At 72.3% G+C, this 26,622-nt stretch carries 25 protein-coding genes; 13 read left to right on the top strand and 12 right to left on the bottom strand.

The features are described 5' to 3' along the window. Nucleotides 1-689 (top strand): alpha amylase C-terminal domain-containing protein (locus JWN97_RS12395; RefSeq protein ID WP_297622951.1); only part of this gene is annotated, 689 nt, incomplete at its 5' end. A 57-nt stretch (nt 690-746) separates the two neighbouring features. On the opposite strand, the gene JWN97_RS12390 is transcribed toward JWN97_RS12395, so the two are convergent. Next, nucleotides 747-1,580: a hypothetical protein gene (locus tag JWN97_RS12390; protein WP_297622949.1), complete on the bottom strand. Its 834-nt coding sequence runs from the start codon at nt 1,578-1,580 to the stop codon at nt 747-749. A gap of 201 nt (nt 1,581-1,781) precedes the next feature. Between JWN97_RS12390 and JWN97_RS12385 the strand changes: the two genes are divergently transcribed. Genes JWN97_RS12385 through ppdK form a run of 3 tightly spaced genes read left to right on the top strand, consistent with a single transcriptional unit; the run spans nt 1,782 to nt 7,095 of the window. Continuing rightward, entirely contained in the window at nt 1,782-3,632 is a 1,851-nt protein-coding gene (locus tag JWN97_RS12385) for a multicopper oxidase domain-containing protein (RefSeq protein WP_297622946.1), read from the top strand. A 29-nt stretch (nt 3,633-3,661) separates the two neighbouring features. Then, on the top strand, nt 3,662-4,402 hold the full coding sequence (locus JWN97_RS12380; RefSeq protein WP_297622944.1) for an NUDIX hydrolase: 741 nt from the start codon (nt 3,662-3,664) through the stop codon (nt 4,400-4,402). Nucleotides 4,403-4,416: 14 nt separating this feature from the next. Next, entirely contained in the window at nt 4,417-7,095 is a 2,679-nt protein-coding gene (ppdK, locus tag JWN97_RS12375; RefSeq protein WP_297622942.1) for a pyruvate, phosphate dikinase, read from the top strand. Here ppdK and JWN97_RS12370 read toward each other — a convergent pair whose 3' ends face one another. Next, nucleotides 7,096-8,016, bottom strand: a complete 921-nt coding sequence (locus JWN97_RS12370; RefSeq protein WP_297622940.1) for a tetratricopeptide repeat protein — start codon at nt 8,014-8,016, stop codon at nt 7,096-7,098. 58 nt (nt 8,017-8,074) lie between these two features. On the opposite strand from JWN97_RS12370, the gene JWN97_RS12365 reads away from it, so the two are divergent. The 3 genes from JWN97_RS12365 (at nt 8,075) to JWN97_RS12355 (ending at nt 10,280) form a co-directional block, all read left to right on the top strand. Then, nucleotides 8,075-8,662 carry a GtrA family protein gene (locus tag JWN97_RS12365; protein WP_297622938.1) on the top strand — a complete coding sequence of 196 codons (588 nt, stop codon included), beginning with the start codon at nt 8,075-8,077 and terminating at the stop codon, nt 8,660-8,662. Nucleotides 8,663-8,762: 100 nt separating this feature from the next. Then, complete coding sequence (locus JWN97_RS12360; protein ID WP_297622936.1) at nt 8,763-9,494, top strand: SDR family oxidoreductase; 732 nt, start codon at nt 8,763-8,765, stop codon at nt 9,492-9,494. Between the two features lie 288 nt (nt 9,495-9,782). Continuing rightward, complete coding sequence (locus JWN97_RS12355; RefSeq protein WP_297622934.1) at nt 9,783-10,280, top strand: hypothetical protein; 498 nt, start codon at nt 9,783-9,785, stop codon at nt 10,278-10,280. Here JWN97_RS12355 and meaB read toward each other — a convergent pair. Further along, entirely contained in the window at nt 10,277-11,230 is a 954-nt protein-coding gene (gene meaB, locus JWN97_RS12350) for a methylmalonyl Co-A mutase-associated GTPase MeaB (RefSeq protein ID WP_297622932.1), read from the bottom strand. The genes JWN97_RS12355 and meaB overlap by 4 nt on opposite strands. 31 nt (nt 11,231-11,261) lie before the next feature. Next, nucleotides 11,262-12,446 carry an acetyl-CoA C-acetyltransferase gene (locus JWN97_RS12345; protein ID WP_297622930.1) on the bottom strand — a complete coding sequence of 395 codons (1,185 nt, stop codon included), beginning with the start codon at nt 12,444-12,446 and terminating at the stop codon, nt 11,262-11,264. A gap of 115 nt (nt 12,447-12,561) precedes the next feature. Here JWN97_RS12345 and mce point away from each other — a divergent pair, with 115 nt between their 5' ends. Then, on the top strand, nt 12,562-13,014 hold the full coding sequence (gene mce / locus JWN97_RS12340) for a methylmalonyl-CoA epimerase (RefSeq protein WP_297622928.1): 453 nt from the start codon (nt 12,562-12,564) through the stop codon (nt 13,012-13,014). Between the two features lie 42 nt (nt 13,015-13,056). Here mce and JWN97_RS12335 read toward each other — a convergent pair whose 3' ends face one another. Genes JWN97_RS12335 through JWN97_RS12320 form a run of 4 tightly spaced genes read right to left on the bottom strand, consistent with a single transcriptional unit; the run spans nt 13,057 to nt 16,569 of the window. Then, complete coding sequence (locus JWN97_RS12335; protein WP_297622926.1) at nt 13,057-13,920, bottom strand: biotin-dependent carboxyltransferase family protein; 864 nt, start codon at nt 13,918-13,920, stop codon at nt 13,057-13,059. Beyond that, a complete protein-coding gene (locus JWN97_RS12330; RefSeq protein ID WP_297622924.1) occupies nt 13,917-14,546 on the bottom strand; it encodes an allophanate hydrolase subunit 1 in 630 nt (209 codons plus the stop codon). The genes JWN97_RS12335 and JWN97_RS12330 overlap by 4 nt, the downstream gene beginning before the upstream one ends. Then, on the bottom strand, nt 14,543-15,307 hold the full coding sequence (locus JWN97_RS12325) for a 5-oxoprolinase subunit PxpA (protein WP_297622921.1): 765 nt from the start codon (nt 15,305-15,307) through the stop codon (nt 14,543-14,545). The genes JWN97_RS12330 and JWN97_RS12325 overlap by 4 nt, the downstream gene beginning before the upstream one ends. Then, the gene (locus JWN97_RS12320; protein WP_297622919.1) at nt 15,304-16,569 is read right to left on the bottom strand and encodes an NRAMP family divalent metal transporter; all 1,266 of its coding nucleotides are present in this window, start codon (nt 16,567-16,569) and stop codon (nt 15,304-15,306) included. Before JWN97_RS12320 ends, JWN97_RS12325 begins: the two co-directional genes overlap by 4 nt. A 154-nt stretch (nt 16,570-16,723) precedes the next feature. Between JWN97_RS12320 and ccrA the strand changes: the two genes are divergently transcribed. The 3 genes from ccrA to JWN97_RS12305 all read left to right on the top strand — a co-directional run bounded on the left by ccrA (nt 16,724) and on the right by JWN97_RS12305 (nt 20,758). Continuing rightward, the gene (gene ccrA, locus JWN97_RS12315; protein ID WP_297622918.1) at nt 16,724-18,064 is read left to right on the top strand and encodes a crotonyl-CoA carboxylase/reductase; all 1,341 of its coding nucleotides are present in this window, start codon (nt 16,724-16,726) and stop codon (nt 18,062-18,064) included. Nucleotides 18,065-18,191: 127 nt separating this feature from the next. Continuing rightward, the gene (locus tag JWN97_RS12310; RefSeq protein ID WP_297622915.1) at nt 18,192-19,463 is read left to right on the top strand and encodes a hypothetical protein; all 1,272 of its coding nucleotides are present in this window, start codon (nt 18,192-18,194) and stop codon (nt 19,461-19,463) included. 26 nt (nt 19,464-19,489) lie between these two features. Beyond that, the gene (locus tag JWN97_RS12305) at nt 19,490-20,758 is read left to right on the top strand and encodes an AI-2E family transporter (protein ID WP_297622913.1); all 1,269 of its coding nucleotides are present in this window, start codon (nt 19,490-19,492) and stop codon (nt 20,756-20,758) included. On the opposite strand, the gene JWN97_RS12300 is transcribed toward JWN97_RS12305, so the two are convergent. Then, nucleotides 20,736-21,716, bottom strand: coding sequence for a DMT family transporter (locus JWN97_RS12300; RefSeq protein ID WP_297622912.1), 981 nt, complete (start codon nt 21,714-21,716; stop codon nt 20,736-20,738). The two genes, JWN97_RS12305 and JWN97_RS12300, sit on opposite strands and share 23 nt — an antisense overlap. Before the next feature lie 47 nt (nt 21,717-21,763). Between JWN97_RS12300 and JWN97_RS12295 the strand changes: the two genes are divergently transcribed. Next, nucleotides 21,764-22,300 carry a CGNR zinc finger domain-containing protein gene (locus JWN97_RS12295; RefSeq protein ID WP_297622910.1) on the top strand — a complete coding sequence of 179 codons (537 nt, stop codon included), beginning with the start codon at nt 21,764-21,766 and terminating at the stop codon, nt 22,298-22,300. A gap of 7 nt (nt 22,301-22,307) precedes the next feature. Here JWN97_RS12295 and JWN97_RS12290 read toward each other — a convergent pair whose 3' ends face one another. From JWN97_RS12290 to JWN97_RS12280, 3 genes are all read right to left on the bottom strand, one after another. Next, a complete protein-coding gene (locus tag JWN97_RS12290) occupies nt 22,308-23,351 on the bottom strand; it encodes an alpha/beta fold hydrolase (RefSeq protein WP_297622908.1) in 1,044 nt (347 codons plus the stop codon). Beyond that, nucleotides 23,345-23,485 carry a hypothetical protein gene (locus tag JWN97_RS12285; protein WP_297622906.1) on the bottom strand — a complete coding sequence of 47 codons (141 nt, stop codon included), beginning with the start codon at nt 23,483-23,485 and terminating at the stop codon, nt 23,345-23,347. The genes JWN97_RS12290 and JWN97_RS12285 overlap by 7 nt, the downstream gene beginning before the upstream one ends. A 110-nt stretch (nt 23,486-23,595) precedes the next feature. After that, on the bottom strand, nt 23,596-24,357 hold the full coding sequence (locus JWN97_RS12280; RefSeq protein ID WP_297622904.1) for a hypothetical protein: 762 nt from the start codon (nt 24,355-24,357) through the stop codon (nt 23,596-23,598). A 238-nt stretch (nt 24,358-24,595) separates the two neighbouring features. Here JWN97_RS12280 and JWN97_RS12275 point away from each other — a divergent pair. Then, on the top strand, nt 24,596-26,622 hold a 2,027-nt coding region (locus tag JWN97_RS12275; RefSeq protein WP_297622902.1), incomplete at its 3' end, for an AAA family ATPase.

Here is a 26,622-nt window from a genome sequence, read left to right as displayed (position 1 = left end):
TGTACCGCTCCCACCACCAGGGCGAGCTGACCTTCTCCTTCGTCTACTCGTTATCGGAGAACTTCCTCCTGCCCATCAGCCACGACGAGGTCGTGCACGGCAAGGGGTCGCTGCTGAACAAGATGCCGGGCGACCGCTGGCAACAGCTGGCCAACCTGCGCGCCTACCTGGCCCTGATGTGGGCGCACCCGGGCAAGCAGCTGCTCTTCATGGGCTGCGAGTTCGGCCAGGAGTCGGAGTGGGCCGAGAGCCGCGAGCTCGACTGGTGGCTGCTCGAGCACCCCGAGCACGCCGGGGTCCACGCGATGGTGCGCGACATGAACGCGACCTACGCGGCCAGCGGGGCCCTCTGGGGCCGCGACAACGACCCGTCCGGCTTCGCCTGGATCGACGCCAACGACGCGGGGCGCAACGTCTTCTCGTTCGTGCGCCGCTCCCCCGGCCACCCGGACCTGGTGTGCGTCGCCAACTTCGCCGGCCACCCGCACGAGAGCCTTCGCCTCGGGCTGCCGTCCGCCGGCACCTGGACCGAGGTGCTCAACACCGACGCCGAGGCCTACACGGGCTCGGGCGTGGGCAACCTCGGCTCCATCACCGCCGTCCCGGGCGAGCACCACGGCCAGCCGGCGTACGCCGACATCGTGGTGCCGCCGCTGGCCACGGTGTGGTTCCGACGCAGCGAGGACTGAGCAGCCGACCGGCTCCGGAGGAGGCCGCGGCGATCCTCCGGAGCCAGGTCGGGCGCCTCACACCAGGTGGATCATCTCCAGCATCCCCATGAGGGCGTGCGGCATGCCGCCCATCTTGGGGTCGGGGAAGAAGCACATGACGACGTACTGGCCTGCGGGCAGGTCGTAGTCCACCGTCATGCTGCGGCCCGGGCTGAGCGAGCCGGTCTCCATGCCGCCCGGCAGCACCCAGGGCGGCTCCGGGCCCTCGTCGCTCTGCAGCACCTCCAGCACCTGGTCGGTGGTGGTGCCCTCAGCCACCTGCTGCAGGATCACAAAGTGCGGGACGCCGGTGCTGCGCTTGTTCTTGAAGAGGAACCGGCCCTTGGTCGGCAGGGTCGACGCACCTCCCCACGACGGCCCTCTCTTCGCGATGATCGTGCCGTCGGTGCGTGGCACCGACGACGTGCGCTTCGGGCCCCGGACGACGAACGCGTCGCCGACCACGAGCCCCCGGTCGCCGAACGAGAACGGCGTGTAGGAGCCGGGCTTCGGGAGCTCGACGGTCCCGGAGCCGCCACCGGAGATCCCGCCGAGGATCTGCGTGTTCTTGAGGGCGTGCTTGAGCGCCTTGATGTCGTTCTTGGCGCCGAACTTGTTGAGGTCGGCCACGAAGTCGTCGCTGTCGTAGCCCGCGGTGAACATCGCGAGCTCCACGACTCCCTTGCCCTTGACGCTCAGCATGACCCGGCCGGCGCGCAGGCGGTCGATCCCGGTCAGCTTGATCGACTTCTTGGTCAACGTGGCGGTGACGTGTGCCATCGCCGCGCGCGACGTGCTGGGCGTGCTGGAGGCGTTCGCCACCGTCGGCGCCATCAGGAGCGGCGAGCCGGCGAGCGCTGTTGCGCTCACGACCGCCACCACCCTGCGCAATCTCTTGAGCATGTGCATGAGTGACCCAACCCTTCTTGGTTGCGCTGCGCCGGCCTCCGCCGGCACAGCAGTCCAGTAAAGGCACGGTCGGGTCGCCCCGTCATCGGCAATATCGCGGAGGTCCAGACCAGCGGCGAAAGGGGGGTGCCACGCGCGCCGAGCAGGAGCAGACTCGACGGGATGCGGGGGACGATGCGCAGGGTTGCGGTCGGGGCGGCCGCCGTGGTGGTGGCCGCCCTCGCGCCCGTCGCGTACGACGTCGGACCGCCGCGCCAGGCGCCCCGGGCCTCCGCCGGCGCGGTCGTCAACGCCACGATCGTCATCGAGGAGGGCGGCGCCCGGAAGGGGTACGCCACGCCGCGGGTGACGGTCTCCGGCGGCGTCGTGACGGTGGTCAACCTCGACTCGATGGACCACACCGTCACCTCGGTGGCCAAGGGCGCCGACGGCCTGCCGGTCTTCGACGTCCGGGTCCGCGCGGGGACGACGGCGACCGTGCCGGGGGTGGAGACGCTGGCCGCCGGCGACTGGGCCTTCTACTGCAAGTTCCACCCCTCCATGCGCGGCGTGCTCACCGTGGAGGGCGGGGGCGGCGGGGTGGAGCCGGAGCGCCCCACCTTCGAGCAACCGCTGGTGGTGCCTCCCACGAGGCGCGGCGCCCAGGTCCGCCTGGTCATGCGTCGCGCGCTGGTGCGCACGATGCCGCACGGGCCGCGCACGGCCATGTGGACCTACGACGGCACCTACCCCGGCCCGACGATCCGCCGGCGCGGCGGTCGGGGCACCCAGGTCACCATCGTCAACCGGCTCCCCCGCGGTGCGGGGTCGATGTCCACGCACCTGCACGGCGACCACCACGCCTCCGCGGACGACGGCCAGCCGACCACGCAGCTCATCCGGCGCGGCGACAGCCGCACCTACGACTACCCCCTGACCGTCGACGGCCGGGCGGAGCCGGGGTCGTTCTTCTGGTACCACGACCACCGGATGGACCGCACCGCGCGCAACAACTGGCGCGGCCTGCAGGGCATGTTCGTCGTCACCGATCCGCCCACCCCGGGCCTCCGGCTGCCGTCCGGTGCGCGCGACGTGCCGCTGATGATCTCCGAGCGGTCCTTCCGCGCCGACAACCAGCTCGCCGACCCGTTCGCCGACGGTCCGCGGATGGTGGGGCACCACGGCCAGATGGCCTGGGTCGGACCCCAGTCGCCACCGGACGACGCCACCGTGGGCGACACCGTGCTCGTCAACGGTCGCGCCGCGCCGTACCTCACCGTCTCGGCCACCCGCTACCGCCTGAGGCTGCTCAACTCCTCGCCGTTCTCGAGCTACAACCTGACGCTGTCCGACGGCCGGCCGCTCCTCCAGATCGGCACCGGCAGCGGCCTGCTGCCCAAGGCGGTGGTCCGCACGAGCGTGCTGCTCGGACCGGCGCAGCGGGCCGACGTCCTCGTCGACTTCAGCGGTGCGAGCGGGCGGCGGCTGGTGCTCGAGTCGGTGCCTGCCGCTCCGGGCGGCACCGGCGCCGACGCCCGCGAGACGGCCGTCATGGAGTTCCGCGTCGGCGACCCGGCACGCGACAGCTCACGACTCCCCACGGGACTGCCGGCCCCCACCCTCGTCTCCCCCGTCCCCCGCCGGGTCGCGAAGACGTGGACCTTCGGGCTGGGCGAGGACCACAGCGGCGGCCACCACGCGAGCTTCTGGTCGATCAACGGCAAGGCCTTCGACCCCGCACGCGTCGACCACCGCGTGACCCTGGGCACCGTCGAGCGCTGGCGCTTCCGCAACACCAGCGACGTGACCCACTACGTCCACATCCACGCCGAGCAGTGGCGCACCCTTCTGCGAGACGGCCACGCGCCACCGCCGTGGGAGCTCGGGCTCGAGGACACGTGGCGTCTCGAGCCCGGCGAGGAGGTCGAGGTGGCCGCCCGCTTCACCGACTACACCGGGCCCTTCATGATCCACTGCCACATGCTCGACCACGAGGACCACGGGATGATGGCCCGCTTCGACGTGGTGCCCTGACGACGGGGCCCGCTCGCTAGGGTGGCCGGGTGCCCAACCCGATCTCCGTCTCCTCCGAGGGCGGCGTCGCGCGCCTCGACTGGGCCGGTGAGGTCAACACCGACGAGCTGCGTCGCGAGATCGCCGAGGCCCTGACGGAGCACTCCCGGGTCGAGGCCCTCGTCGGCGCCGGTGACACCGTCGGCCAGCGCGCCGCCACGTGGGCCGGGCTGCATCGCGAGGGCGTACGCCGTGGCGTGGGGCCCGACGGCGAGCAGCAGGACCAGATCGTCTTCGCCCGGCTGGTCACCGACGCCCCGGTCCACGAGCCCGGCGGCTTCCGCTCCCTGCTCAACTCCTTCCTGCCGCGCAAGCGGGCCATCTCGCAGATGCTCGTGCGCGACCCCGAGGGCCGGGTCCTGCTGTGCCAGCTGACCTACAAGCGCGACTGGGACCTCCCCGGCGGCGTCGTCGAGGTCGGCGAGTCGCCGCGGCTGGCCGTGCAGCGCGAGGTCGAGGAGGAGCTCGGCCTCGCGATCGAGCCCGGCGACCTCCTGCTCACCGACTGGCTGCCCGAGTGGGGTGGCTGGGACGACGCCGTGTGCCTGGTCTTCGACGGCGGCACCCGTCCTGAGGCGGTGCTCGACGAGGTGGTCAAGCAGGAGCGCGAGATCCGCGACGTGCGCTGGTGCACGCTGGAGGAGGTCGACGAGCTGGCGGCCGACTTCACCGCTCGCCGCGTCCGGGCCGCAGTCGGCGGCGATCAGACGTATACGGAGTCCGGTCGCTGAGGCAGGATGCCTTCATGGTGTGGGTCTACGAATTCTCAGAAGGCAACAAGGACCAGAAGGACCTCCTCGGCGGCAAGGGGGCCAACCTCGCCGAGATGACGAACCTCGGCCTCCCGGTGCCGCCGGGCTTCACGATCTCCACCGAGACGTGTCGCGCCTACCTCGCGTTGGCCGCCGACGGGCAGGGCGGTGATCCCGACGGCCTCGCCGAGGAGGTCACCGCGCACCTGGCGACGCTCGAGTCCGCCATGTCCAAGCGGCTCGGCGACGCCGAGGACCCGCTCCTGGTCTCGGTGCGCTCGGGTGCCAAGTTCTCCATGCCCGGGATGATGGAGACCGTCCTCAACGTCGGTCTCAACGACACGTCGGTGGGCGGGCTCGCGGCGCGCAGCCAGGACGAACGCTTCGCACTCGACTCCTACCGCCGGTTGCTGCAGATGTTCGGCGGCACCGTGCTCGACGTCGACTCCGAGCTTTTCTCCGACGCCCTCGACGAGGCCAAGCGCGCGGCGGGCACGGAGTCCGACCTCGACCTCGACGCCGACCACCTGCGCGCGCTCGTCGAGACCTTCAAGGCGATCATCAAGGAGCAGACCGGGCGCGACTTCCCGCAGGACCCCCGCGAGCAGCTCGACCTCGCGATCCGGGCGGTCTTCGACTCCTGGAACACCGACCGCGCCCGCCTCTACCGCCGGCAGGAGCGCATCCCGGAGGACCTCGGCACGGCCGTCAACGTCCAGGCGATGGTCTTCGGCAACTTCGGCATGGACTCCGGCTCCGGCGTGGCCTTCACCCGAGACCCCGCGAGCGGCGAGCAGGGCGTCTACGGCGACTACCTGCAGAACGCGCAGGGCGAGGACGTCGTGGCCGGCATCCGCAACACGGTCTCGCTCGCCGACATGGGCGACATCGACCGCACGTCGCACGACGACCTGCTGGGCATCATGACGCGGCTCGAGCGGCACTACCGCGACATGTGCGACATCGAGTTCACCGTCGAGCGCGGGAAGCTCTGGATGCTCCAGACCCGCGTCGGCAAGCGCACCCCCGAGGCGGCGTTCCGCATCGCGGTCCACATGGTCGACGAGGGCCTGATCCAGATGGACGAGGCGGTCCTGCGCGTGACCGGCGACCAGCTGGCCCTGCTGATGTTCCCGCGGTTCGACGACTCGGCCGAGCGCACGCTGCTCGCCACGGGGATGAACGCCTCCCCCGGCGCCGCGGTCGGCAAGGCGGTCTTCGACTCCGACACGGCGGTGCAGTGGGCGGCCGAGGGCGAGGACGTGATCCTGGTCCGCAAGGAGACCAACCCCGACGACCTGCGCGGCATGGTGGCGGCCCGCGGCATCCTCACCAGCCGCGGCGGCAAGACCTCCCACGCCGCCGTGGTCGCCCGCGGCATGGGCCGCACGTGCGTGTGTGGCGCCGAGTCGCTCGACGTCGACACCAAGGGCAAGGAGTTCCGGGTCCGCGACGGGGTCACCGTGCGCGAGGGCGACGTCATCTCGATCGACGGAAGCACGGGTGAGGTGTTCGCCGGCGCCGTCCCCGTCTCCGACTCCGTCGTGGTGCGCCACTTCGAGGGCGAGAAGCTCGACGACGACCTGGCCCACGCGGTCTCGCGGATCATGGCCCACGCCGACGGCGCGCGCCGGCTTCGTGTGCGCACCAACGCCGACACCCCCGAGGACGCGGCCCGTGCGCGGCGCTTCGGCGCGCAGGGCATCGGGCTGTGCCGCACGGAGCACATGTTCCTCGGCGAGCGCCGCGAGCTGGTCGAGAAGCTGATCGTGGCCGAGGACCAGGCCGGTGTGGAGGCGGCCCTCACGGCGCTGCTGCCGCTTCAGCGCCAGGACTTCACCGAGATCCTGGAGGCGATGGACGGCCTCCCGGTCACCATCCGCCTGCTCGACCCGCCGCTGCACGAGTTCCTGCCCGACCTCACCGAGCTGAGCGTCGAGGTCGCCCTCGCCGAGGCCCGCGGCGAGGTCGACGAGCGCGCGGCGACCCTGCTGACGCACGTCCGTCGGCTCCACGAGCAGAACCCGATGCTCGGCCTGCGCGGCGTACGCCTCGGCATCCAGATCCCCGGGCTGTTCCTCATGCAGGCCAGGGCGATGGCGGAGGCGGCCGCCGACCGGATGGCCGTCCACGGCACGCCGCGACCCGAGATCATGGTGCCGCTGGTCGCCAGCGTCCGCGAGCTGGAGATCGTCCGCGCCGACATCGAGCGGGTCATCGCCGAGGTCGAGGAGGACCGCGGCGTCAAGCTCGACATCGCGATCGGCACCATGATCGAGCTGCCGCGCGCGGCGTTCCTGGCCGACCGGATCGCCAAGCAGGCCGACTTCTTCTCCTTCGGCACCAACGACCTCACCCAGATGGCGTGGGGCTTCTCCCGCGACGACGTCGAGTCCTCGTTCTTCTCCCGCTACTTCGAGCACGGGATCTTCGACGTGTCCCCCTTCGAGTCCCTCGACCAGCGTGGCGTGGGCGGGATGGTCGAGATGGGCACCGTCAAGGGCCGTGAGACCAAGCCGGACCTCAAGGTCGGCGTGTGCGGGGAGCACGGCGGCGACCCGTTGTCGGTGCACTTCTTCGACCAGGTCGGCCTCAACTACGTCTCGTGCTCCCCCTTCCGCGTGCCGGTCGCGCGGTTGGAGGCCGGGAGGTCGGTGCTGGGCCAGCGCTGATCAGAAGAGCGCGGACGCCAGGTTGCGCCGGCCCGCCAGCACGCGCGGGTCGTCGTTGCCGACCGCGGCGAACAGGCCGAGCAGGTGGTCGCGCGCCCGCGACCGGTCCGGGTCGGCCGTGCGGGCCACCAGGTTCACCAGTCGCGTGAAGGCGTCCTCGACGTGCCCACCCAGCATGTCGAGGTCGGCGACCATGGTCTGGGCGTCGACGTCGTCGGGGGCGTCGGCCGCAGCGGCGCGGGCCTGGGCCAGGTCAACGCCCTGCGTGCGTTGCATGACCCTGGCGATGGCGAGACCACCCGCCGCCTCGACGTCGGCGGGGTTGGCGTCGACGAGCTTCTGGTACTCCGCCACCGCGAGGTCGATGTCGCCTGCGGCCAGGGCGTCCTGCGCCGGCGCGTAGCGCGGGTCGACGACCTCCTCCTCGCCCTCCGCGACCGGGGCGCTCGAGCGCGGCTGGTGCCGCCCGGCGATGCCCTGGGCGGTGAGCTGCTGGCCCACCTGCGTCATGAGCGTGCGCAGCTCCTCGATCGAGATGACGTCCTGCAGGAGCGGCATCGGCCGGCCGTCGACCACGGCCACCACGAGCGGGATCGAGGGGATCTGCATGGCCTGCGCGATCTGCGGCGCCGAGTCGACGTCGACGAGGCCCAGGAGGTAACGGCCCTCGTGCTCCCCCACCACCGTCGCCAGGTCCTCGGCCAGCTGGCCGCTCTCGGGCATGGTGGTGCGCGAGTAGAAGGCCAGCAGCACCGGCGCCGTCATCGACTGCTCGATGAGGCCCTGGAAGTTCTGCTCGTCCACGACGACGCTGTACGACGACCCGGCCGCGGTCGGCGTCGTGGGCCGTGGCGGGGCGGCGGGCCGTCCCAGTCCTGAGAGGTCGATGGCACCTGGGCGGCTGAACGGCTGCTGCGTCATGGGTCAATCCTAGGGAGAAGCTCCACGGGTGGTGGCAGCGGTCGGTAGCCTCGACGACATGGGATCCCGGGGCACCGCGCTGCTGGCGCGCCACCGGCACAACGTCGAGCTGCTGGCTCGCTTCGGGGTGGTGGGGGCCTCCGGCGTCCTGGTCAACATGCTGACCCTGATCGCGCTGCGCAAGCTGGGTCCGCACTTCGACGAGGCGATCGTCGGCCTGGGCACCTCCGACTTCAACCTCCGCTGGTACCACGTCTACTCCACGGTCGCGTTCCTCGTCGCCAACCTCTCCAACTTCCAGCTCAACCGCACCTGGACCTTCCGCAGCAGCCGGGCCTCGCGCTGGTGGACGGAGTACTGGCCGTTCCTGGTGGTCGGTCTCGGCGGCCAGGCGGTCGGTCTGGCGCTGCTCACCCTGCTCATGCACCCGCACTCCCCACTGAGCCTGCCGCCGAGCGTCTTCGACGACTCGACCGGCCTGCGCAACCGGCTCTACTGGTCGCAGCTGATCGTCATCGCGCTCGTGCTCCCGATCTCGTTCGTCCTCAACAAGCTCTGGACCTTCGCCGCCGTCCGGACCGGTCACCCCGACCTGGCCGACCCCATCCGTGAGGGTGAAGTGATGGTTGGGGAGGATGTGGCCTGAAGCCCGCGGTCTGTGGCCCAACTGAGCACAGCCTCGCCTATCTCCGGGGGACTACCGCGTGGTAGAAAACCCCGGAGTTTCACGGGAGGGGCGCCGCGGCATGACATCGGGGGCATACGACTTCACCGGCTACGAGGTGTTGGTCGTCGGGGGGACGCGCGGCGAGGGGCACGCCATCGCGACCGCCTTCGCGCGTTCGGGCGCCTCGGTGACCGTGACCGGCACGATGATGCTGCGCGCCCTCTACGACACCGACCTGTCGCCCTTCACCTACGAGTCGGTCAACCTCGCGCGCCAGGCGTCCATCGACCACCTGGTCGGGGCCATCGACCACGTCGACGTGCTGGTGCTCGCCGCCTCCTGCAACCTGCCCTTCGCCCTGCCCGCCGGCGAGCGGGACTTCATCGCCGAGGCGGCCCGTTCGGGCCTGCTGGGGCCGACCTTCCTCACCACCCGCCTGCGGCTCAAGCTCAGCCACAGCCCTGCGCTGGGCGGCGGCTGCGTCGTCAACACCGGCGCCGTACGCGCGTGGCTGGAGCTCTCCTCGACGCCCGAGGCGGCCCAGGCCGCGATCGTCGAGTCGACCGTCCGCGCCGGCGACAAGTGGGCCGGGCTGGGCGTGCGGGTCAACTCCGTGCTGGGGGCGCCGCGTGCGGTGCTGCCGCGCCAGTACGCCCAGCATGACGCCTCGACCGGTGGCAGCCGGGCGGCGGGCGGCACGATCGTACGCACCCCGCAGCAGCGGGTGAGCGACGCCGTCACCGACGCCGCCCTCTTCCTCGCCAGCAGCTCGGCATCGCGGATCACCGGCCAGACGCTGCGCCTCAGCTGACGCCTGCCAGCTCCCGCTCGGCCTCTTCCGCCTCGCTCCAGCATCGGCGACGTGGGGTCGCGCAGCGCGCGCCGCTGCACGGGGGTGATGCCGTCCTCGCTGTGCACGACGACCGTGCCGGAGCCTCCCGTCACCGTCGGCGCGACACGGGGACGAGTTTCCCCAAATGCCCGTCACGGTCGAAAACGCCCAGTTACAGTCCATCCACACACAGCAACAGGACATCCACAACTTGGTGCCGTCTCGGGCTCCGTCGCTCTCCCGTCATTTCGGAAGGACGTGCTCGCTATGACTGCAGAACTCATCTCCCCGCCCGGTTTCAGGCGAGGTGCCTCGTGGGCAGGCCGCGCGTCCCAGCACCGTCGTCGGCAGGTCTCCCGGGACGCCGAGGGCGCCCGCGTGCAGCCGCTGTGGGAGTCGCTCGTGGAGGTGCTCCGTGCGATCGACAGTCCGTCCTCGGCGCTGCTGTGCACGGCCGACGGCGCGCCGATCGCCGCCTACGGGCTCCACCGGACCGACCTGACCAGGGTCTCCGCGGAGACCGGCACCGTCTTCGCCGCGCGCCTCCAGCCCGTCGCTGCAGCGGACGTCGTTCCTGCCGAGGTGGAGACGGTCGAACTCACCGCCGGCCAGCGGCACACGGTGATCGCCTCGGTGCCCGGCTCCACCCAGACCGACCACCTGCTCGCCGTGACCGCGGAGGGCGTCAGCCTGCCGCTGCTCGAGGCCTGGACGCGGCGCGCCGCCGAGGACCTCCGCGAGGTGCTCGCCGCCGAGGCGTCCTAGTCGATCAGCTCGTCGGCGGCCGCGTAGGGGTCGACGTCACCGGCCGCGACGCGGCGCGCGAGGGCGTCGAGGTCCGCGCCGTCGCCCGGGCGGGCCCACCGCTCGCGCAGCGTCGCCAGCGCGATGGCCTCGACCTCGCGTCGTGCCCGGACCGTACGACGCCGGGCCAGCTCTCCCGACTCCTCGAGCCAGGCCGCGTGGCGGTCGAGCTCGCCGAGGAGCTCCTCGATCCCCTCTCCCGTGCTGGCCACGGTCTGCAGGACGGGAGGTCGCCAGGCGCCGTCGCGCCGCTGTGCCATCGACAGCATCGTCCGGAGCTCGCGCCGGGTGCGGTCGGCACCGTCCCGGTCGGCCTTGTTGACGGCGTACACGTCACCGATCTCGAGGATGCCGGCCTTGGCCGCCTGGATGCCGTCGCCCATGCCGGGCGCGAGCAGGACCAGCGTGGTGTCGGCCAACCCGGCCACCTCCACCTCGCTCTGCCCCACGCCGACCGTCTCCACGATCACCACGTCGCAGCCGGCGGCGTCGAGGACCCGCACCGCCTGCGGTGTCGACCAGGCGAGGCCGCCCAGGTGCCCCCGGGCCCCCATCGAGCGGATGTAGACGTCACGATCGAGCGCGTGGTCGCCCATGCGCACCCGGTCGCCGAGCAGGGCCCCGCCGGAGAACGGGGAGGACGGGTCGATCGCCAGCACGCCGACGCGCCTGCCGGCGCGTCGCATCGCCGTGACGAGCGCGTTGGTCGAGGTGGACTTGCCGACGCCCGGGGCGCCGGTGATGCCCAGGACGTGGGCCCGTCCGGCGTGCTCGCGCAGCGCCACCATGACCTCGCGCAGGACCGGTGACGCGTCCTCCACGAGCGTGATCAGGCGAGCCACCGCCGCCGGGTCACCGGTGCGGGCCCGCTCCACGAGGTCGGGGACCTCGAGGGCACCCCTCCTCGTCACGCCTGCCCCATGCGCCGACCCAGACCCCGGCTCACGCAGAGGGGACGCGGATGATCAGCGCGTCGCCCTGGCCACCGCCACCGCACAGGGCGGCGGCACCGACGCCGCCGCCGCGGCGCTGCAGCTCGAGGGCGAGGTGGAGCACGATCCGGGCGCCGGACATGCCGACCGGGTGGCCGAGCGCGATCGCCCCACCGTTGACGTTGACCTTGTCCTGGTCGACGCCGAGCTGGCGGGCGGACTCGATGCCGACGGCGGCGAAGGCCTCGTTGAGCTCGAAGAGGTCGATGTCGGAGACCGCGATGCCCTCCTTCTCCGCCGCCTTGGCGATCGCGTTGGCGGGCTGGAGCTGGAGGGTGGAGTCGGGACCGGCGACCTGGCCGGAGGCACCGATCTCCGCGAGCCAGGTCAGGCCGAGCTCCTCGGCCTTGGCCTTGCTCATCACCACGACGGCGCAGGCGCCGTCGGAGATCTGGGAGGCGGAGCCGGCGGTGATGCTGCCGTCCTTGGCCACCGGGCGGAGGCGGGAGAGGGAGTCGACCGTGGTGTCGCCGCGGATGCCCTCGTCCTCGGCCACGGTGATGTCGCCCTTGCGGGAGGAGATGGTGACGGGGACGACCTCGTCGTCGAAGACGCCGTTCTTCCAGGCGAGCGCCGCACGCTGGTGCGACTGCGCCGAGAAGGCGTCCTGCTCCTCGCGGGTGAGGTGGGCGCCCGCGGCGTTGCAGCTCTCGGTCAGGTTGATCATCGCCTGGTCGGTGAACTGGTCGTAGAGCGCGTCGTAGGCCATCGAGTCGACGAGGGCGGTGTCGCCGTACTTGAAGCCCTCGCGGCTCTTGGGCAGCAGGTGCGGCGCCTGGGTCATCGACTCCATGCCGCCGGCGACGACGATCTCGTGCTCGCCGGCGCGGATCAGCTGGACGGCCATCGCGATGGCGTTGATGCCCGAGAGGCACACCTTGTTGATGGTGATCGAGGGGACGGTCATGGGGATGCCGCCCTTGACCGCGGCCTGCCGGGCGGTGATCTGGCCGGTGCCGGCCTGGATGACCTGGCCCATGATCACGTAGTCGACCTGCTCGCCGGTCACGCCGGCCTTCTCGAGCGCGCCCTTGATGGCTACGCCGCCGAGGTCGGCGGCCGACTGGTCCTTGAGGCCGCCGAGCAGGCGGCCGATGGGGGTGCGGGCTCCGGCGACGATCACTGATCCAGTCATGGGGCCGACGATACCCACCGGGGCCGCCGGTCCGGCAGGGTGTGCGGCCCGCCTTCCGTGAGGCACACGTCACACCCCCTCGCCCCCGGCGCCGACGTCGTACACGATGTGCCCCATGAGCGCTCCCGACCCGCTGCACGACGTCCGCCACCTCTTCACCGCCATCGACCACGTCGGGATCGCGGTGCCCGACCTCGATGTGGCGATGGCGTTCTACCGCGACGTCTACGGCATGCAGGTCCTCCATGAGGAGGTCAACGAGGAGCAGGGCGTGCGCGAGGCGATGGTCGGGGTCGGTGACTCCGGCTCGTGCATCCAGCTGCTGGCCCCGCTCACCCCCGAGTCGACGATCGCCACGTTCCTAGACCGCAACGGCCAGGGCATCCAGCAGCTCGCCTTCCGGGTCGAGGACGTCGAGCACGTGGCCGCCGTGCTGCGCGAGCGCGGCCTGCGGCTGCTGTACGACGCGCCTCGGCGCGGCACGTCCGACAGCCGGGTCAACTTCATCCACCCCAAGGACGCCGGCGGGGTGCTCGTCGAGCTGGTCGAGCCGGCCGCGGCGCACTGACCAGGGCCCTGACCGCTGCCGGCTCGAGGGAGGCGTGCTCGCTCATGGGGCCTCCACCCAGCGGAAGCGCACCGGCTGCCCCGGGCACAGCTGGGCAGCGCGGTCGACGTCGGCGTCCACGACGACAGCGATGACCGGGTAGCCACCGGTGACGGGGTGGTCGGCCAGGAACAGCACCGGCTCCCCGCTCGGCGGCACCTGCACCGCTCCGCGCCAGGCACCCTCGCTGGGCAGCTGCTCGTCCCGTGACGGGTGCAGCGGCTCGCCGTCGAGCCGCATGCCCACCCGGTTGCTGCGCTCGCTGACCTGCCAGCTCGTGCCCACCAGCGCGTCGGCGTCACGGACCCAGCCGTCGCGGGGACCGCGGACGACGCGGAGCACCGCCTCGCCCCGCAGGTCGGGCGCGGGCACGGTGTCGACGTCGGGGAAGGTCTCGCCGGGCTCGCCGACGGGCAGCACCACGCCCGGCGCCAACGGCTCCGTCCCCAGGCCCGAGAGCACGTCGCTCGCGCGGGACCCGAGCACCTGGTCGGTGCCGACGCCGCCCCGCACGCCGAGGTAGGAGCGCAGCCCGCTCGCCGGACGTCCCAGGCCCACCCGGCTGCCGGGCTCGGCGAAGAACACGGTGTGGGAGCCGACCTCGCGGCCGTCGACGACCACCGGGCACGGAGCCCCGGTGACGCACAGCCACATCCCGTCCCCGACGACCTCCACCTCGAGGCCGCCGAAGGTCACCTCGACGGCGGCGGCGCCCTCGTGGTTGGCCAGGGCGCGGTTGGCCTGGGTCAGCGCCCGGCGGTCCGCGGCGCCCGACCTGCCCACGCCCACACCCGAGTGGCCGCGCCGACCGAGGTCCTCGACGAGCGCCAGCGGGCCGGTGGCGTGCACGTGCAGCGCGCGGCTCACGGCTCCACCCGCACGAAGCGCACCCGCACACCCGGGGAGAGCAGCGCGGCGGGCTCCCGCTCGAGGTCCCACAGCACGACGTCGGTGCGTCCGATCAGCTGCCAGCCGCCCGGGGAGGGGCGGGGGTAGATGCCGGAGTACTCCCCCGCCAGTCCCACGGCGCCCGCGGGCACCCGCGTCCGCGACTCCTGGCGACGCGGCACGTGCAGCCGCTCGTCCTGGCCGACCAGGTATCCGAACCCGGGCGCGAACCCGCCGAAGGCCACCTGCCACGTCTGTCCCGTGTGGGCGGCCACGACCTCGTCCGGCGTCAGCCCGGTCAGCGTGGCCACGTCGCCGAGGTCCTCCCCGTCGTAGGTGACCGGCACCTCCACCACCGTGCCCTCGTCGACGGCGTCCTCGCCGGCGGCGGGTGACACCTCCAGCAGGGCCCGGCGCAGGTCGCCCACCTCGACCCCGTCGGCGGCCACGACCAGCACGGTGCGGGCCGCGGGGACCACCTCGCCGACCGCGGCGGGCGGGTCCGCCCTCAGCGCGGCGGCGTACGAGACCGCCTCATCGGTGGAGCCCAGCTCCACGAGCAGCGCCCGGTCGCCGTACGGCAGCAGGTCGGGGACGGTCGTCACGCGAACGCCCTGAGGTCGACGCCGTGCTCGCCGAGGGCGTCGCGCACGGCCGTGGCCATCGCCACGGCGCCGGGGCTGTCCCCGTGCACGCACACCGAGTCGGCCCGGACCTGCACGGTGGACCCGTCGACCGCGACCACCGTGCCCTCGGTGACCAGCTGCACCACCCGGTCCGCCACGACGGCGGGGTCGCTGAGGACGGCACCCTTCTCGCTGCGGGGCACGAGCGTGCCCTCCGGGGTGTAGCCGCGGTCGGCGAAGGCCTCGCGGACCGTGCGGAGCCCGGCGGCCTCGGCGGCGGCCAGGAGACGCGAGCCCGGCAGCCCGAGGACGGGGAGCTCCGGGTCGTAGGCGCGGACCGCCTCCACCACCGCCCGGGCCTGCTCGGCGTGGTGCACGGTCGCGTTGTAGAGGGCGCCGTGCGGCTTGACATATGCCACCCGCGTGCCCGCCACGCGGGCCACCGCCTCGAGCGCCCCGATCTGGTAGACCACGTCGTCGGTGAGCTCGGTCGGGTCGTAGTCGATGAAGCGACGCCCGAAGCCGGCCAGGTCGCGATAGCCCACCTGGGCGCCGACGACGACGCCGTGTGCCGCTGCCGTCTCGCAGCAGCGCCGCAGCGTGGAGGCGTCCCCGGCGTGGAACCCGCACGCGACGTTGGCGCTGCTCACGACCCGCAGCACCGCGTCGTCGTCGCCGAGCTCCCAGCGCCCGAAGGACTCGCCGACGTCGCTGTTGAGGTCGACGTGCGCGCCGCTCACAGGTCACCCAGCAGCAGCAGGGAGTTGTAGCCGAGGTAGAGCGTGAGCAGCCACGCCAGCACGCCGACCCCGAGCAGCCACCGCGGGTAGGCGTAGCCGTGCAGGAGGTCGCGGCGGCGCCAGGCCACCCACAGCAGCACGCTGAAGCCGATCGGCAGGATGAGCCCGTTGAACGTGCCGGCGAAGATGAGCAGCCGCGTCGGCGCCTCCTCGATGACCACGAAGACCACGGCGCAGAAGGCGATGAACGCCACCGTCAGCAGGTTGCGCGTGCGCTCCGGGGTGGCGGTCGTCGTCAGGAAGGACACCGACGTGTACGCCGCGCCGATGACGGACGTGAGCGCCGCGGACCACAGGATCAGGCCGAAGACGCGCAGGCCCACCTCGCCCGCCGCCGCGCTGAACGCCGCACCGGCCGGTCCGCCGACCGCGTCCTGCGAGAGCGCCGCCCCACCCGCGGCCACGCCGAGGACGGCCAGGAACAGCAGCACCCGCATCAGCCCGGTGACCAGGATCGAGATCACCGAGCTGCGACCGATGTCGCGGACGTGCTCGGGACCGGTCAGCCCGGAGTCCAGGAGCCGGTGCGCACCGGCGTAGGTGATGTAGCCGCCCACGGTGCCGCCGATGATCGTGGTGGTCGCGACGAAGTCGAACTCCTCGGGGGCGACGACGTTGAGCAGCGCCGAGCCCACGGGCGGGGCGGACGTGATGGCGATCGCCAGGGTCGCCACGATCATGAGCAGGCCGAGCAGCACGACGACGCGGTCGAGGGCCACGCCGGCGCGACGGCTCAAGAAGATGCCGATCGCGATCACCGCCGAGGCGGCGCCACCGATGCGCGGGTCGAGGCCGAACATCGCGTTGACGCCGAGGCCGGCGCCGGCGGTGTTGCCGATGTTGAAGACCAGGCCACCCACGACCACCAGCCCGGCGAGCGCGTAGCCGACGCCGGGGAGCACGGCGTTGCCGAGCTCGTGCGCGCGCATCCCGGAGACGCCGATGACGCGCCACACGTTCATCTGCACCGCGATGTCCACCACGATCGAGATGGCGATCGCGCAGGCGAAGGCAGCACCGAGGCTGATCGTGTAGTTGGCGGTCTGCGTGATGAAGCCGGGGCCGATGGCGCTCGTCGCCATGAGGAAGACCGCTCCCATGATCGCGGTCCGGCTGAGTCCCGAGCCACCGACCGGAGCACCGGAGGCGGTCTCCGCGGGCTCGCTCGCGGCCGCGCTGCTGTCTGGTGTGTGCTGGGTCATCGTCTGACCGTAGGGGATGGGCCCCGGCTCGTGGAGGCCTACGATTGCCGGGCCTGACCGCGCCAGATGGGTCACACTCGGATGACACCACCGTTACCCGTCGGTACATTCCCTGCACCCGAGCCCCGCGCACCCGAACCCAGGAGCCACGCCCGTGCAGAACATCCTCGAAGCCATTCAGTCCGGCAGCGCCAGTCGGGAGGACTTCGCCCACCTCGAGCTCCCCGAGTCCTACCGCGCCGCCTTCGTCAAGAAGGACGAGGTGGACATGTTCGAGGGCCTGACGGCGAAGGAGAAGGACCCCCGCAAGTCCCTCCACGTCGACCAGGTCCCGCTGCCCGAGCTCGGCCCGGGCGAGGCCTTCGTGGCCGTGATGGCGAGCGCCATCAACTACAACACGGTGTGGACCTCGATCTTCGAGCCGGTCTCGACCTTCGGCTTCCTGGAGCGTTACGGCCGCAACTCCGAGCTCACCAAGCGCCACGACCTGCCCTACCACGTGGTCGGCTCCGACCTGTCCGGCGTCGTGCTCAAGACCGGCCCCGGCGTCACCAAGTGGAAGCCCGGCGACCGCGTCGTGGCCCACTGCCTGTCGGTCGAGCTCGAGGGCCCCGACGGCCACAACGACACGATGCTCGACACCGAGCAGCGGATCTGGGGCTTCGAGACCAACTTCGGCGGCCTCGCCGACGTGGCGATGGTCAAGGCCAACCAGCTGATGCCCAAGCCCGAGCACCTCACCTGGGAGGAGGCCGCCTCCCCCGGGCTCGTCAACTGCACGGCGTACCGCCAGCTGGTGAGCAAGAACGGCGGCGACATGAAGCAGGGTGACAACGTCCTGATCTGGGGCGCCTCCGGTGGCCTCGGCGGCTTCGCGACGCAGTACGCCCTCAACGGCGGCGCCACCCCGGTGTGCGTGGTCTCCAACGAGGAGAAGGCCGCCATCGCCCGCAGCATGGGCGCGGAGCTGATCATCAACCGCTCCGAGGAGGGCTACAAGTTCTGGAACGACGAGAACACCCAGCAGGACCCGAAGGAGTGGAAGCGCTTCGGCGCCAGGATCCGTGAGCTGACCGGCGGCGAGGACATCGACATCGTCTTCGAGCACCCGGGGCGGGAGACCTTCGGTGCCTCGGTGTTCGTGACCCGCAAGGGCGGCACGATCACCACCTGCGCCTCGACCTCGGGCTACATGCACGAGTACGACAACCGCTACCTGTGGATGAACCTCAAGCGGATCATCTCCAGCCACTTCGCCAACTACCGCGAGTCCTGGGAGGCCAACCGCCTCATCGCCAAGGGCAAGATCCACCCCACCCTCTCGAAGACCTACACCCTGGAGGAGGTCGGCCAGGCCTCCCTCGACGTCCACCAGAACGCCCACCAGGGCAAGGTCGGCGTCCTGTGCCTCGCCCCCGAGGAGGGCCTCGGCGTGCTCGACCACGAGATGCGCGCCCAGCACGAGACCGCCATCAACCGCTTCCGCGGGGTCTGACCGGTCGGATCGGCAACGCACCACCCCGGTTCGCGGACCTTTCCGCGAGCCGGGGTGTGTTTGTCCGCGGCCATCGGACAGACTGGACCCGACGCAGTGGAAACGATGTGAGAGTGGGTACCACAGCATGAGCCGCGACCAGGGCCTGTCCATCTTCGACGAGCCGGAGTCCGCCGACGACGCAGCCGAGGAGACCCAGGTCCTCCCGGTCACCCCGAAGGACGCAACGGCGGCCACCCCGACGCCTGAGCGTGAGCCGGAGCCGGAGGGTGAGGCGACGCAGGCCATGCAGGTCACGCCCACGTCCCCCGCGCCCCCAGCCTCCGCGCCCGCGAAGCCCGCGGCAGCCACGCCCGAGCCGGCCCGTCCGGCCCCGGTGATGCCCCGCCCCGCCGGCCCGGCGCCGGCGGCCCCGCTCCCCCTCGTCCGCCGCGGCGGCTACGACAAGGCGGCGGTCGACCAGCGCGTCGGCCAGCTCCAGGCGGAGAAGGCCGGCCTGGCCGGCAGCCTGGCCAGCAGCGAGCAGCGGGTCATCGACCTCGAGACCGACCTCGAGCGCCTGCGCAGCGAGCTGCAGGAGAACACCAACCCGACCTACGCCGGCCTCGGAGGCCGCGCCACGTCGATGCTCAAGCTCGCCGAGGACGAGGCCCACGACGTCCGCACTGCCGCGCAGCGCGACGCCGCCGAGATCCGCAGCCAGGCCGAGCGCGACGCCCACAGCATCCGCGCCGACGCCGCCCGCGAGGCTGACGACATGCGGATGGTGCAGCTCAAGGAGCTCGACGAGATGCGCGCCCGGCTCACCGCCGACGCCGACAACGAGCGCAGCCTGGCCAAGGCGGAGGCCGAGGACATCCTGGCCGCCGCCCGCCGCGAGTCCGACCAGCTGCGACTGGCCGCCCAGCAGGAGACCAACGAGCTGCGGGTGACCGCGACCCGTGAGGCCGAGCTGGCCCGCGCGGCCGCGGACCGCGAGGTGCAGGAGGCTCGACGCACGCTCGCCGTGGAGAAGGAGCGCCTCGCGCGCGAGGCCGCCGAGCACCACAGCAACGCGACGTCCGAGACGCAGCGCCTGGTCACCGAGGCCGAGGGTCGCGCCACCGCGGCCGAGCAGCGTGCCCGCGAGGCGACGGCGCAGGCCAACACCCACCGCCAGCAGGCCCAGAGCGAGGCCGAGGGGCTGCTGGCCCGTGCGCGTCGCGAGGCCGAGCAGGTCGTGGCCTCCGCCCGCACGCAGGCCGACTCGATCAACGCCACGCGCGTCGCCGAGGCCGAGCGCGAGCTGGCCAACATCCAGGCCGAGGTCGAGCGCGTGACCAAGCGCCGCGACGCGATCACCGCCCAGCTGGGGGCCCTGCGCGACGTCGTCGCCGGGTTCGACAAGGACGAGTCCTGAGCTGGCGTGCTCGGCTCCGTGAGGCAGTGACCGCCCACGACGCCGAGCCCGGTGCCCAGGAGGAGGCCCCGGCCGAGGTGCTCGAGCAGGTCGTCGACCAGGTCAGCGACGACGCCGACCGGGCCGAGGCGGCTGCTGAGTCCGCCGAGGACTCCGCCAAGTCGGCCGCCGAGATCGCCGACCGCATCGACGACGCGACGGACCTGGTCATCGACGAGGCCGCGCCCGCGCCGTACGTCCCGGTCGAGCCGACGCCGCACCCGACGCTGCTGCGGCACACGCCGTTCAACATCGGCTTCTTCGGCGCCCTGGGCGCGCTCGTCGCGATCTTCTTGGCGCAGCAGCTGCTCAGCATCTCCTCGATCCTGATCCTGCTGGTGATGTCGATGTTCCTGGCGATCGGGCTCAACCCCGTCGTCGAGTTCTTCATGCGACGCGGCATGCGGCGCGGCATCTCGGTGCTGTTCGTGCTCGTCGTGGTGATCGGGGTGCTCGCGCTCTTCGTGGTCGCGATCGCCCCGGTGATCAGCGACCAGATCGCCCAGATCACCCGCAACGCGCCCGGCTGGCTCGACGACCTGCAGGCCAACAAGCAGGTCCAGAAGCTCGACGACCAGTACGACGTCATCGCGAAGGCGCGCGACTACATCCAGAACGGCGACTTCGGCCAGAAGGTCTTCGGCGGCGCCCTCGGCGTCGGGCTCAAGGTCCTCTCCGCCGTGGCCAACAGCCTCATCGTGATCGTGCTGATGATCTACTTCCTGGCCTCCCTGCCGAGCATCAAGCACGCCGGCTACTCGCTCGCGCCGGCGTCCAAGCGTCCCCGCGTCAGCGAGCTGGGCGACCAGATCATCCGCGCGACCGGTGCCTACGTCGCCGGTGCCTTCCTCGTCGCGCTGTGCGCGGGCCTGAGCACGCTGGTCTTCTCGTTCATCGTCGGGCTCGGCGACTACGCCTTCGCGCTCGCCTTCGTCGTGGGCCTGTTCTCGCTGATCCCGGTGGTCGGCGCCTTCGTGTCCGGGGCGCTCATGACGCTCCTCGCACTGACGGTCTCACCGACCGTGGCGCTGGTGGCGCTCGTCTACTACGTCGCCTACCAGCAGGTGGAGTCCTACCTCATCTACCCGCGCATCATGAAGAAGTCCGTCGACATCCCGGGCTCGGTGACCGTGGTGGCGGCACTCGTGGGCGGCTCGCTGCTGGGCGTGATCGGCGCGCTGCTGGCCGTGCCCGTGGCGGCGGCCCTGCTGCTGCTGCACCGCGAGGTGTTCCTCAAGCGGCAGGACGCTCGCTGAGCGGCTCGGGCTCGGGAAGCGGCTCGACGACGAGCGGCGTACGTCCCTCCCCCAGCTTGACCACGACGACACCGGCGAGCACGAGCAGGCCACCGGCCAGCTGGACCGCGCGGGGCAGCTCGCCGAGCACCAGCCAGGCGAAGACCACCGCGGCCAGGACCTCGCCCAGGGCGACGAAGGACGCAAGCCGGCTGCCCAGCCGGCGACCGGCCTCGATGCCGGTGACGTAGGCGAACGCCGCCGTGACCAGGCCGAGCGCCAGGACGGGCAGCCACCACGGGACCTCGTGCCCGTCGTAGACGGCGGCGGCGGTCGCCGCCTCGAGGGGCAGCACCCCGACCGCACCGGCCACGAGCAGGACGACCGAGGCGACGAGCAGCCCGCCGGCCGCGAGCGTGATCCCCGGCAGTCCGTTGCCGTGGTCGGCGGAGATGATGAAGTAGGACGCCGCGCCGACCATCGCACCGAGCGCCCACAGCACCCCGACGGTGCTGAGCTCGGCGCCGGAGATCACGTCGAGCACCAGCACCAGGCCGCTGGCCGCGATGGCGGCACCCAGCACGGTCAGCCCGGACGGGCGGTGCCCGTGCCGCAGCCAGAGCCACAGCACCACGGCGACGGGGGCGGTGTACTCGAGGAGGAGGGCCACGCTGACCTGCATGTAGGTGACGGCGTAGAAGTAGCACAGCTGCGCCCCGGCCACGGCCGAGATGCCGTACACCGTGATCAGGCCGGCGTTGTCGCGCAGCAGGTGCCAGCGTCCGCGCAGCGCGAGCACGCCCGGGACGAGCAGCACGGTCGCGGCGATGAGGGTCCTGACCGTCACCGCTGCCCCCGCGCTCCAGCCGGTGTCGAGGAGTCCGCGCGCCAGCACACCCGACATGCCGAAGGAGGTGGCGGACGCGAGCGCCAGGAGCAGCCCGGTGGCCGAACGCGGAGCGCTGGTGTCATGGGTCATAACCGTCACGGTCATGACACTATGGCGGCGTCATGTAATGTGTCAATGTGCTTTTCACGGATGACACGGATGCCGCCCTCCAGGCCGCGGTGGCCCTCGTGAACTCCACCGACGATCCCGGTGACCCGCTCGGCTCCGTCGAGGACCTGTCCGCGTTCCTCGTGTCGTGGTCCTACACCGGACGGCACGACGCAACCGCCGCCGAGCTCGACGCCGTACGCCGCCTGCGTCCCGCGCTCAGGGCCCTCCTGCTGGCCGGTCGCGACGAGGCCGTCGACATCGTCAACGGCATGCTGGCGAAGGCCCGCGCGCTCCCCCAGCTCCAGCGGCACGACCAGTGGGACTGGCACGTCCACGCGGTCGAGCCCGACCGCCCGCTGGACGAGCGCGTGGTGGTCGAGACCGCCATGGCGATGATCGACGTGATCCGGGCCGACGAGATGTCGCGCCTCGACCGGTGCGCCGCCGAGGACTGCGACGACGTCGTGCTCGACCTCTCCCGCAACCGCTCGCGCCGCTACTGCTCGATCACGTGCGGCAACCGCGAGGCCGTCGCGGCCTACCGCGCCCGGCAGAAGGCCTGAGGAGCCCTCACGCCAGGAAGCGGCGCATCACCTCGAGGAAGATCGCCGGTTGCTCGGAGTGCACCCAGTGGCCGGCACCCTTGACCAGCACCCGGCGGTTGCGCGGGAAGCGACGGTCCATCTCCGCGGAGTGCTCGTCGGCGATGTAGTCGGAGTCGGCACCGCCCACCCACAGCACGGGCCTGTCGTACGTCGCCTCGCCGAGCGCGTCGCCGGGCCAGCCGGTGAGGCCGTCCATGGCGTCGCCGAGCAGGTCGAGGTTGAGCTGCCAGTGCCACCCGTCGTCGGTGCGGCGCAGGTTCTGCAGGAGGAAGCTCCGCACGACGGGGTCGGGGACGGCCTCGCGCAGCGCGTCCTCGGCCTCGCTGCGCCGCTCGATCGTCGTGAGGTCCAGCGACCGCATGGTCTCGATGTAGCCGACGAACTCCCGCCCGCTCGGGTAGGCCACGGGCGCGACGTCGACGACGGCCAGGCGCTCCACCAGCTCGGGGTGCCGCAGGGCCACGCACATCGCGATCTTGCCGCCCATCGAGTGCCCGACCAGGGCCACCGGGCCGTGGGGACGGAGCTCGTCGGCGACCAGGTCGGCCAGCTCGACGTAGTCGAAGGTGTCCGTCCACGACGAACGGCCGTGGTTGGGCATGTCGAGCAGCAGCACCCGGTGGTCGTCGCTGAGCGCCTTGGCGACCTGGGTCCAGTTCTTGCCCTGGCCGAAGAGGCCGTGGCAGAAGGCGACCGTCGGTCCGTGGTCGCCGAGGACCGTCGTGTGCAGGCTCACCGGATCATCCTCGCGCACGGTGCGCAGGTCGGGTGGGGGCGGGTCAGGTGCGCGGGCGTTGGAGTCGAGCAGCGGAATAGTGAGCAAGGACCCCAGGGCGGCGCCCACCCAGAACGAGCCGTTGATCGCCACGTCCACGCGCCCGCGGTGCGTGGCCGGGATGAGCTCGTCGATCGCGGAGTTGATGGCGGCGTACTCGCCGCCGATGCTGGTGCCGGTGAGGAAGCGGCACGCGAAGTACCACGCCGGGTTCATCGAGAACGCCGTCAGCACGGTCGCGACGGTGTAGACGTCAGCGCCGCCGACATCGAGCCGACGATCGTCACCTCGAGACCGTCGAGGATCCAGACCGTGCCGAGGCCGATGACGACCAGCCAGTGCCACCTCGCCCACGGGAGCCGGTCCATCCGGGCGGGGATGTCGGTGGTGATGGTTCCTGTCTCGACGCCGGCGATGCCTCGCGACGCTAGACCCGCCGCAGGCGGCCCAGCACACCCTTGGGGGCGGACCCGGAGGGCTAGAAGTCGAAGCCGTCGAACAGGTCGCCGATGCCGTCGCCGATGCCGCCGAAGAGGTCGCCGATGCCCTCACCGATGGCACCGATGCCCTCGCCGAGCCCGTCGAAGCCACCGCCGAACAACATGCCCATGAACATCCAGTCCATCGGCCCGAAGCCGCCGAAGTAGCCCTGGGCGTAGGGCTGGTAGGCGCGGCCACCCTGCCAGTAGGGGACGCGGCGCGACCCGACCATGACCTTGCGGATGTCGGGCTCCGCCCCGGCCCGGACGCGCTCGACGTCGAGGGCGCACGCGGGGACGTCGCGCGCGGCGCCGCCCGGAGGGGTCCACGGGACGTCGGCCACCGACAGTCCGTGGCGCGGGTCGAAGAAGCAGGGAGGACGACGCTGCGGCAGCGGCTGCCCGGCGACGCGGGCGCGCACGCACGCCATGGCGTAGCGGCCGTCCTCGAGGATCTCGGTGACGTGCCGGACGTCCTCGGGACGGGTCAGGGCCGCGGCGGCCGTCTTCGCCGACTCGTAGGAGTCCAGCGCGCGCTGGTAGTCGGCGTTGGCGCCGGGATCGAGCTGCTCACCGGCGAGGTCGATGTCGAGGTCCTGGAGCTCGACGCCGAGCGCCGTGACGTCCTCCTCGGCGAGGCGCTTCACGGGCTCCACCTCGGCCTGCGCCTTGGCCAGCTCGCGCTTCTTGCCCGACGTGCCGGCGGCCACCGCGACGGCCGTCAGTCCACCGAGCACGACGAGCACGAGGACCAGTTCCATGGCCACAGCGTACGCAGCGGCGGCAAGGTCGCGGCCGCCCCGGAGCACCACGTCGGAGCAGGTCGCGCGTCGACCCCCGACGACGCGCGACCTCCTCACAATGGCGGCCGGTGGGCTGCGGGACCATCCCCTGTGCGGTCCCGCTGCCCTCGGCGTACGAGAAGACTCCCGCGAACCTGCTGGTGTCGGCATCCGTAGTCCTACCTATCTCACCTACGGAGAGCGATAGGTTCGGGTCGTGCTGTCCCCCTGTCTCGGTCGTGACGAGGTCCGGCGAGCGCTGGACGAGGCCCTCGGCGAGTCCCGCTGGGTCACCGTCGTCGGTCCCCCCGGCAGCGGCAAGACGCTCCTGGTGCGCCATGCCGCCGCGGAATCGTCGAGCGCGTCGTGGGTCGACGCCCGCAACCTCCACACCCTCGACGAGCTGCTGGTCGCCGCCCTCGAGCGCCTCGAGTCCGAGACGGCTCCGGGCGACTCCCTCGCCGACGCCCTGGGCCGTGCGGTCGACGGCCGCGAGTGCCTGCTCGTCCTCGACGGCCTCGACCTCGACGCCACCGCGGCGGGTCCGATGCTCCAGGCGATGCTCGAGAGCACCACCGACGCGCGCGTCGTCGTCACCGCACGGACCACGGCCGGCGAGGCCCTCGAGTCCGTCGTACGCGTCGGGCCGCTGCCGGTGCCCAGCCAGCGCTCGCCGCTGGAGGGACCGGCCGTCGAGCTGTTCCTGCGCCGCATCCGCTCGGCCGGCGGCCAGCGGGTCGACCTGGCCACCCAGGCCCACGAGGTGCGCCGGCTGCTGAGCGCCACGGGCGGCCTGCCGCTGCTGATCGAGCAGGTGGCGGTGCAGTCGGCGCTGGTGGGGCTCAGCAACGCGATGTCCACCGTCAGCCTCGACCAGGCCGTCGACTCCGCGCACGCGCTCCTCGACGACGCCAGCGCGACGGCGTTGCGGCGCATCGGTGTGCTCGACTTCCCGGTCGGGCTCGGCGTGCTCGCCCGGGTGCTCGACCTCCCCGTGCCCGAGGCCGCCGAGCTCGCCGGCGGCCTGGTCCGGCGCAGCCTGCTCGAGGTCGACCCGCGCGGGCACTTCGACATGCTCTCCCCCCTCCGCGGCCGTGCCCGCGCGCTCGCCGGGCCCGACGACGTCGCCGCCGTCGAGGCCGGGCTGCTCGGGTGGGCGCAGGGCCACGCCCCGGCCCACGACAACTTCGGTGCCGCCGACGCCGAGTGGCTGCGCGACCTGGCAGCCATGCGGCACGCGGTGCTGACGGCCTGTGCCCGCCCCGAGACGCGGTCCGAGGGCTACTCGATGGCCAACCGGATCTTCTCCTCGCTCTACACCTCGATGCGCGCCCGCGAGGCCCTCGAGATCCTGGAGGGCGCCCTCGCGAGCGGGGACGGGCCGCCCGCGATCGGCGCCCAGGTGGCCCGGCGCGCCGGCATCGCGGCCTCCGAGGTGCGCGGCACCTACGAGGGACTCTGGCTGCTGGACCGGGCCGACGAGCACGCCTCGTCCGCGCCCCGCCCCGAGGAGCAGCTCGCCAAGACCGCGTCCATCCGTGCGGAGATGCACCTCGACGCCGGCGAGATGCAGCTCGCGGAGGCCGAGGCCAGGCGCGCCATCGAGCTCGACCCCGAGGGATCGATCAGCCGGCAGGCGACCCGCACCCTCGCCGACGTCTACGCCTCGCAGGGCCGCTTCGCCGAGGCCACCCGTGCGGCCGGCGACGCGATGCCCGCCCGGACCAGTCGCGACGAGCGCTGGATCGACCTCTCAGCCCGCACCGTGCTGGCCCGCATCGCGCTCGAGCAGGGCCGGATCGCCGAGGCCGTGGCCGGCACCCGTGCCGTCGTCCTCGAGGCCCGCGAGCTCGCCGAGGACCGCGTCGGGCTCCTGGCCGAGACGCTGCTGCGCGGCCTCGACCCGGCCTGGGTGCCCACGGAGGTCGTGCGCGAGACGCTGCCCTGGGCGGTCCGCCTCCCGGTGATGGCGCAGGACGGACGCGACCTGCTCACCCGCGGCGACGTACGCCAGGCGGCCGGCCTGGCCGCCGACGTCGTGGCGCTGGCCGACTCCGCGCGGCTCGGGCGTGACGGCGTCGAGGCCCGCCTGCTGCTCGGCCGGGCGCTGGTCCAGCTCGACGACCTCGACCAGGCCACCACGACGTACCTCACGGCCCTCGAGCACTGCCGCACGATGCACCTGCCGCTGCGCGCCGCGGACGCCCTCGACGGGCTCGCCGGCGTCGCGCACGCCCGCGAGCT

The sequence above is a fragment of the Nocardioides sp. genome, assembly GCF_025965415.1.
In the GTDB taxonomy this organism is placed as follows: Bacteria; Actinomycetota; Actinomycetes; order Propionibacteriales; family Nocardioidaceae; genus Nocardioides.
This window is presented reverse-complemented; position numbering and strand designations above follow the sequence as displayed.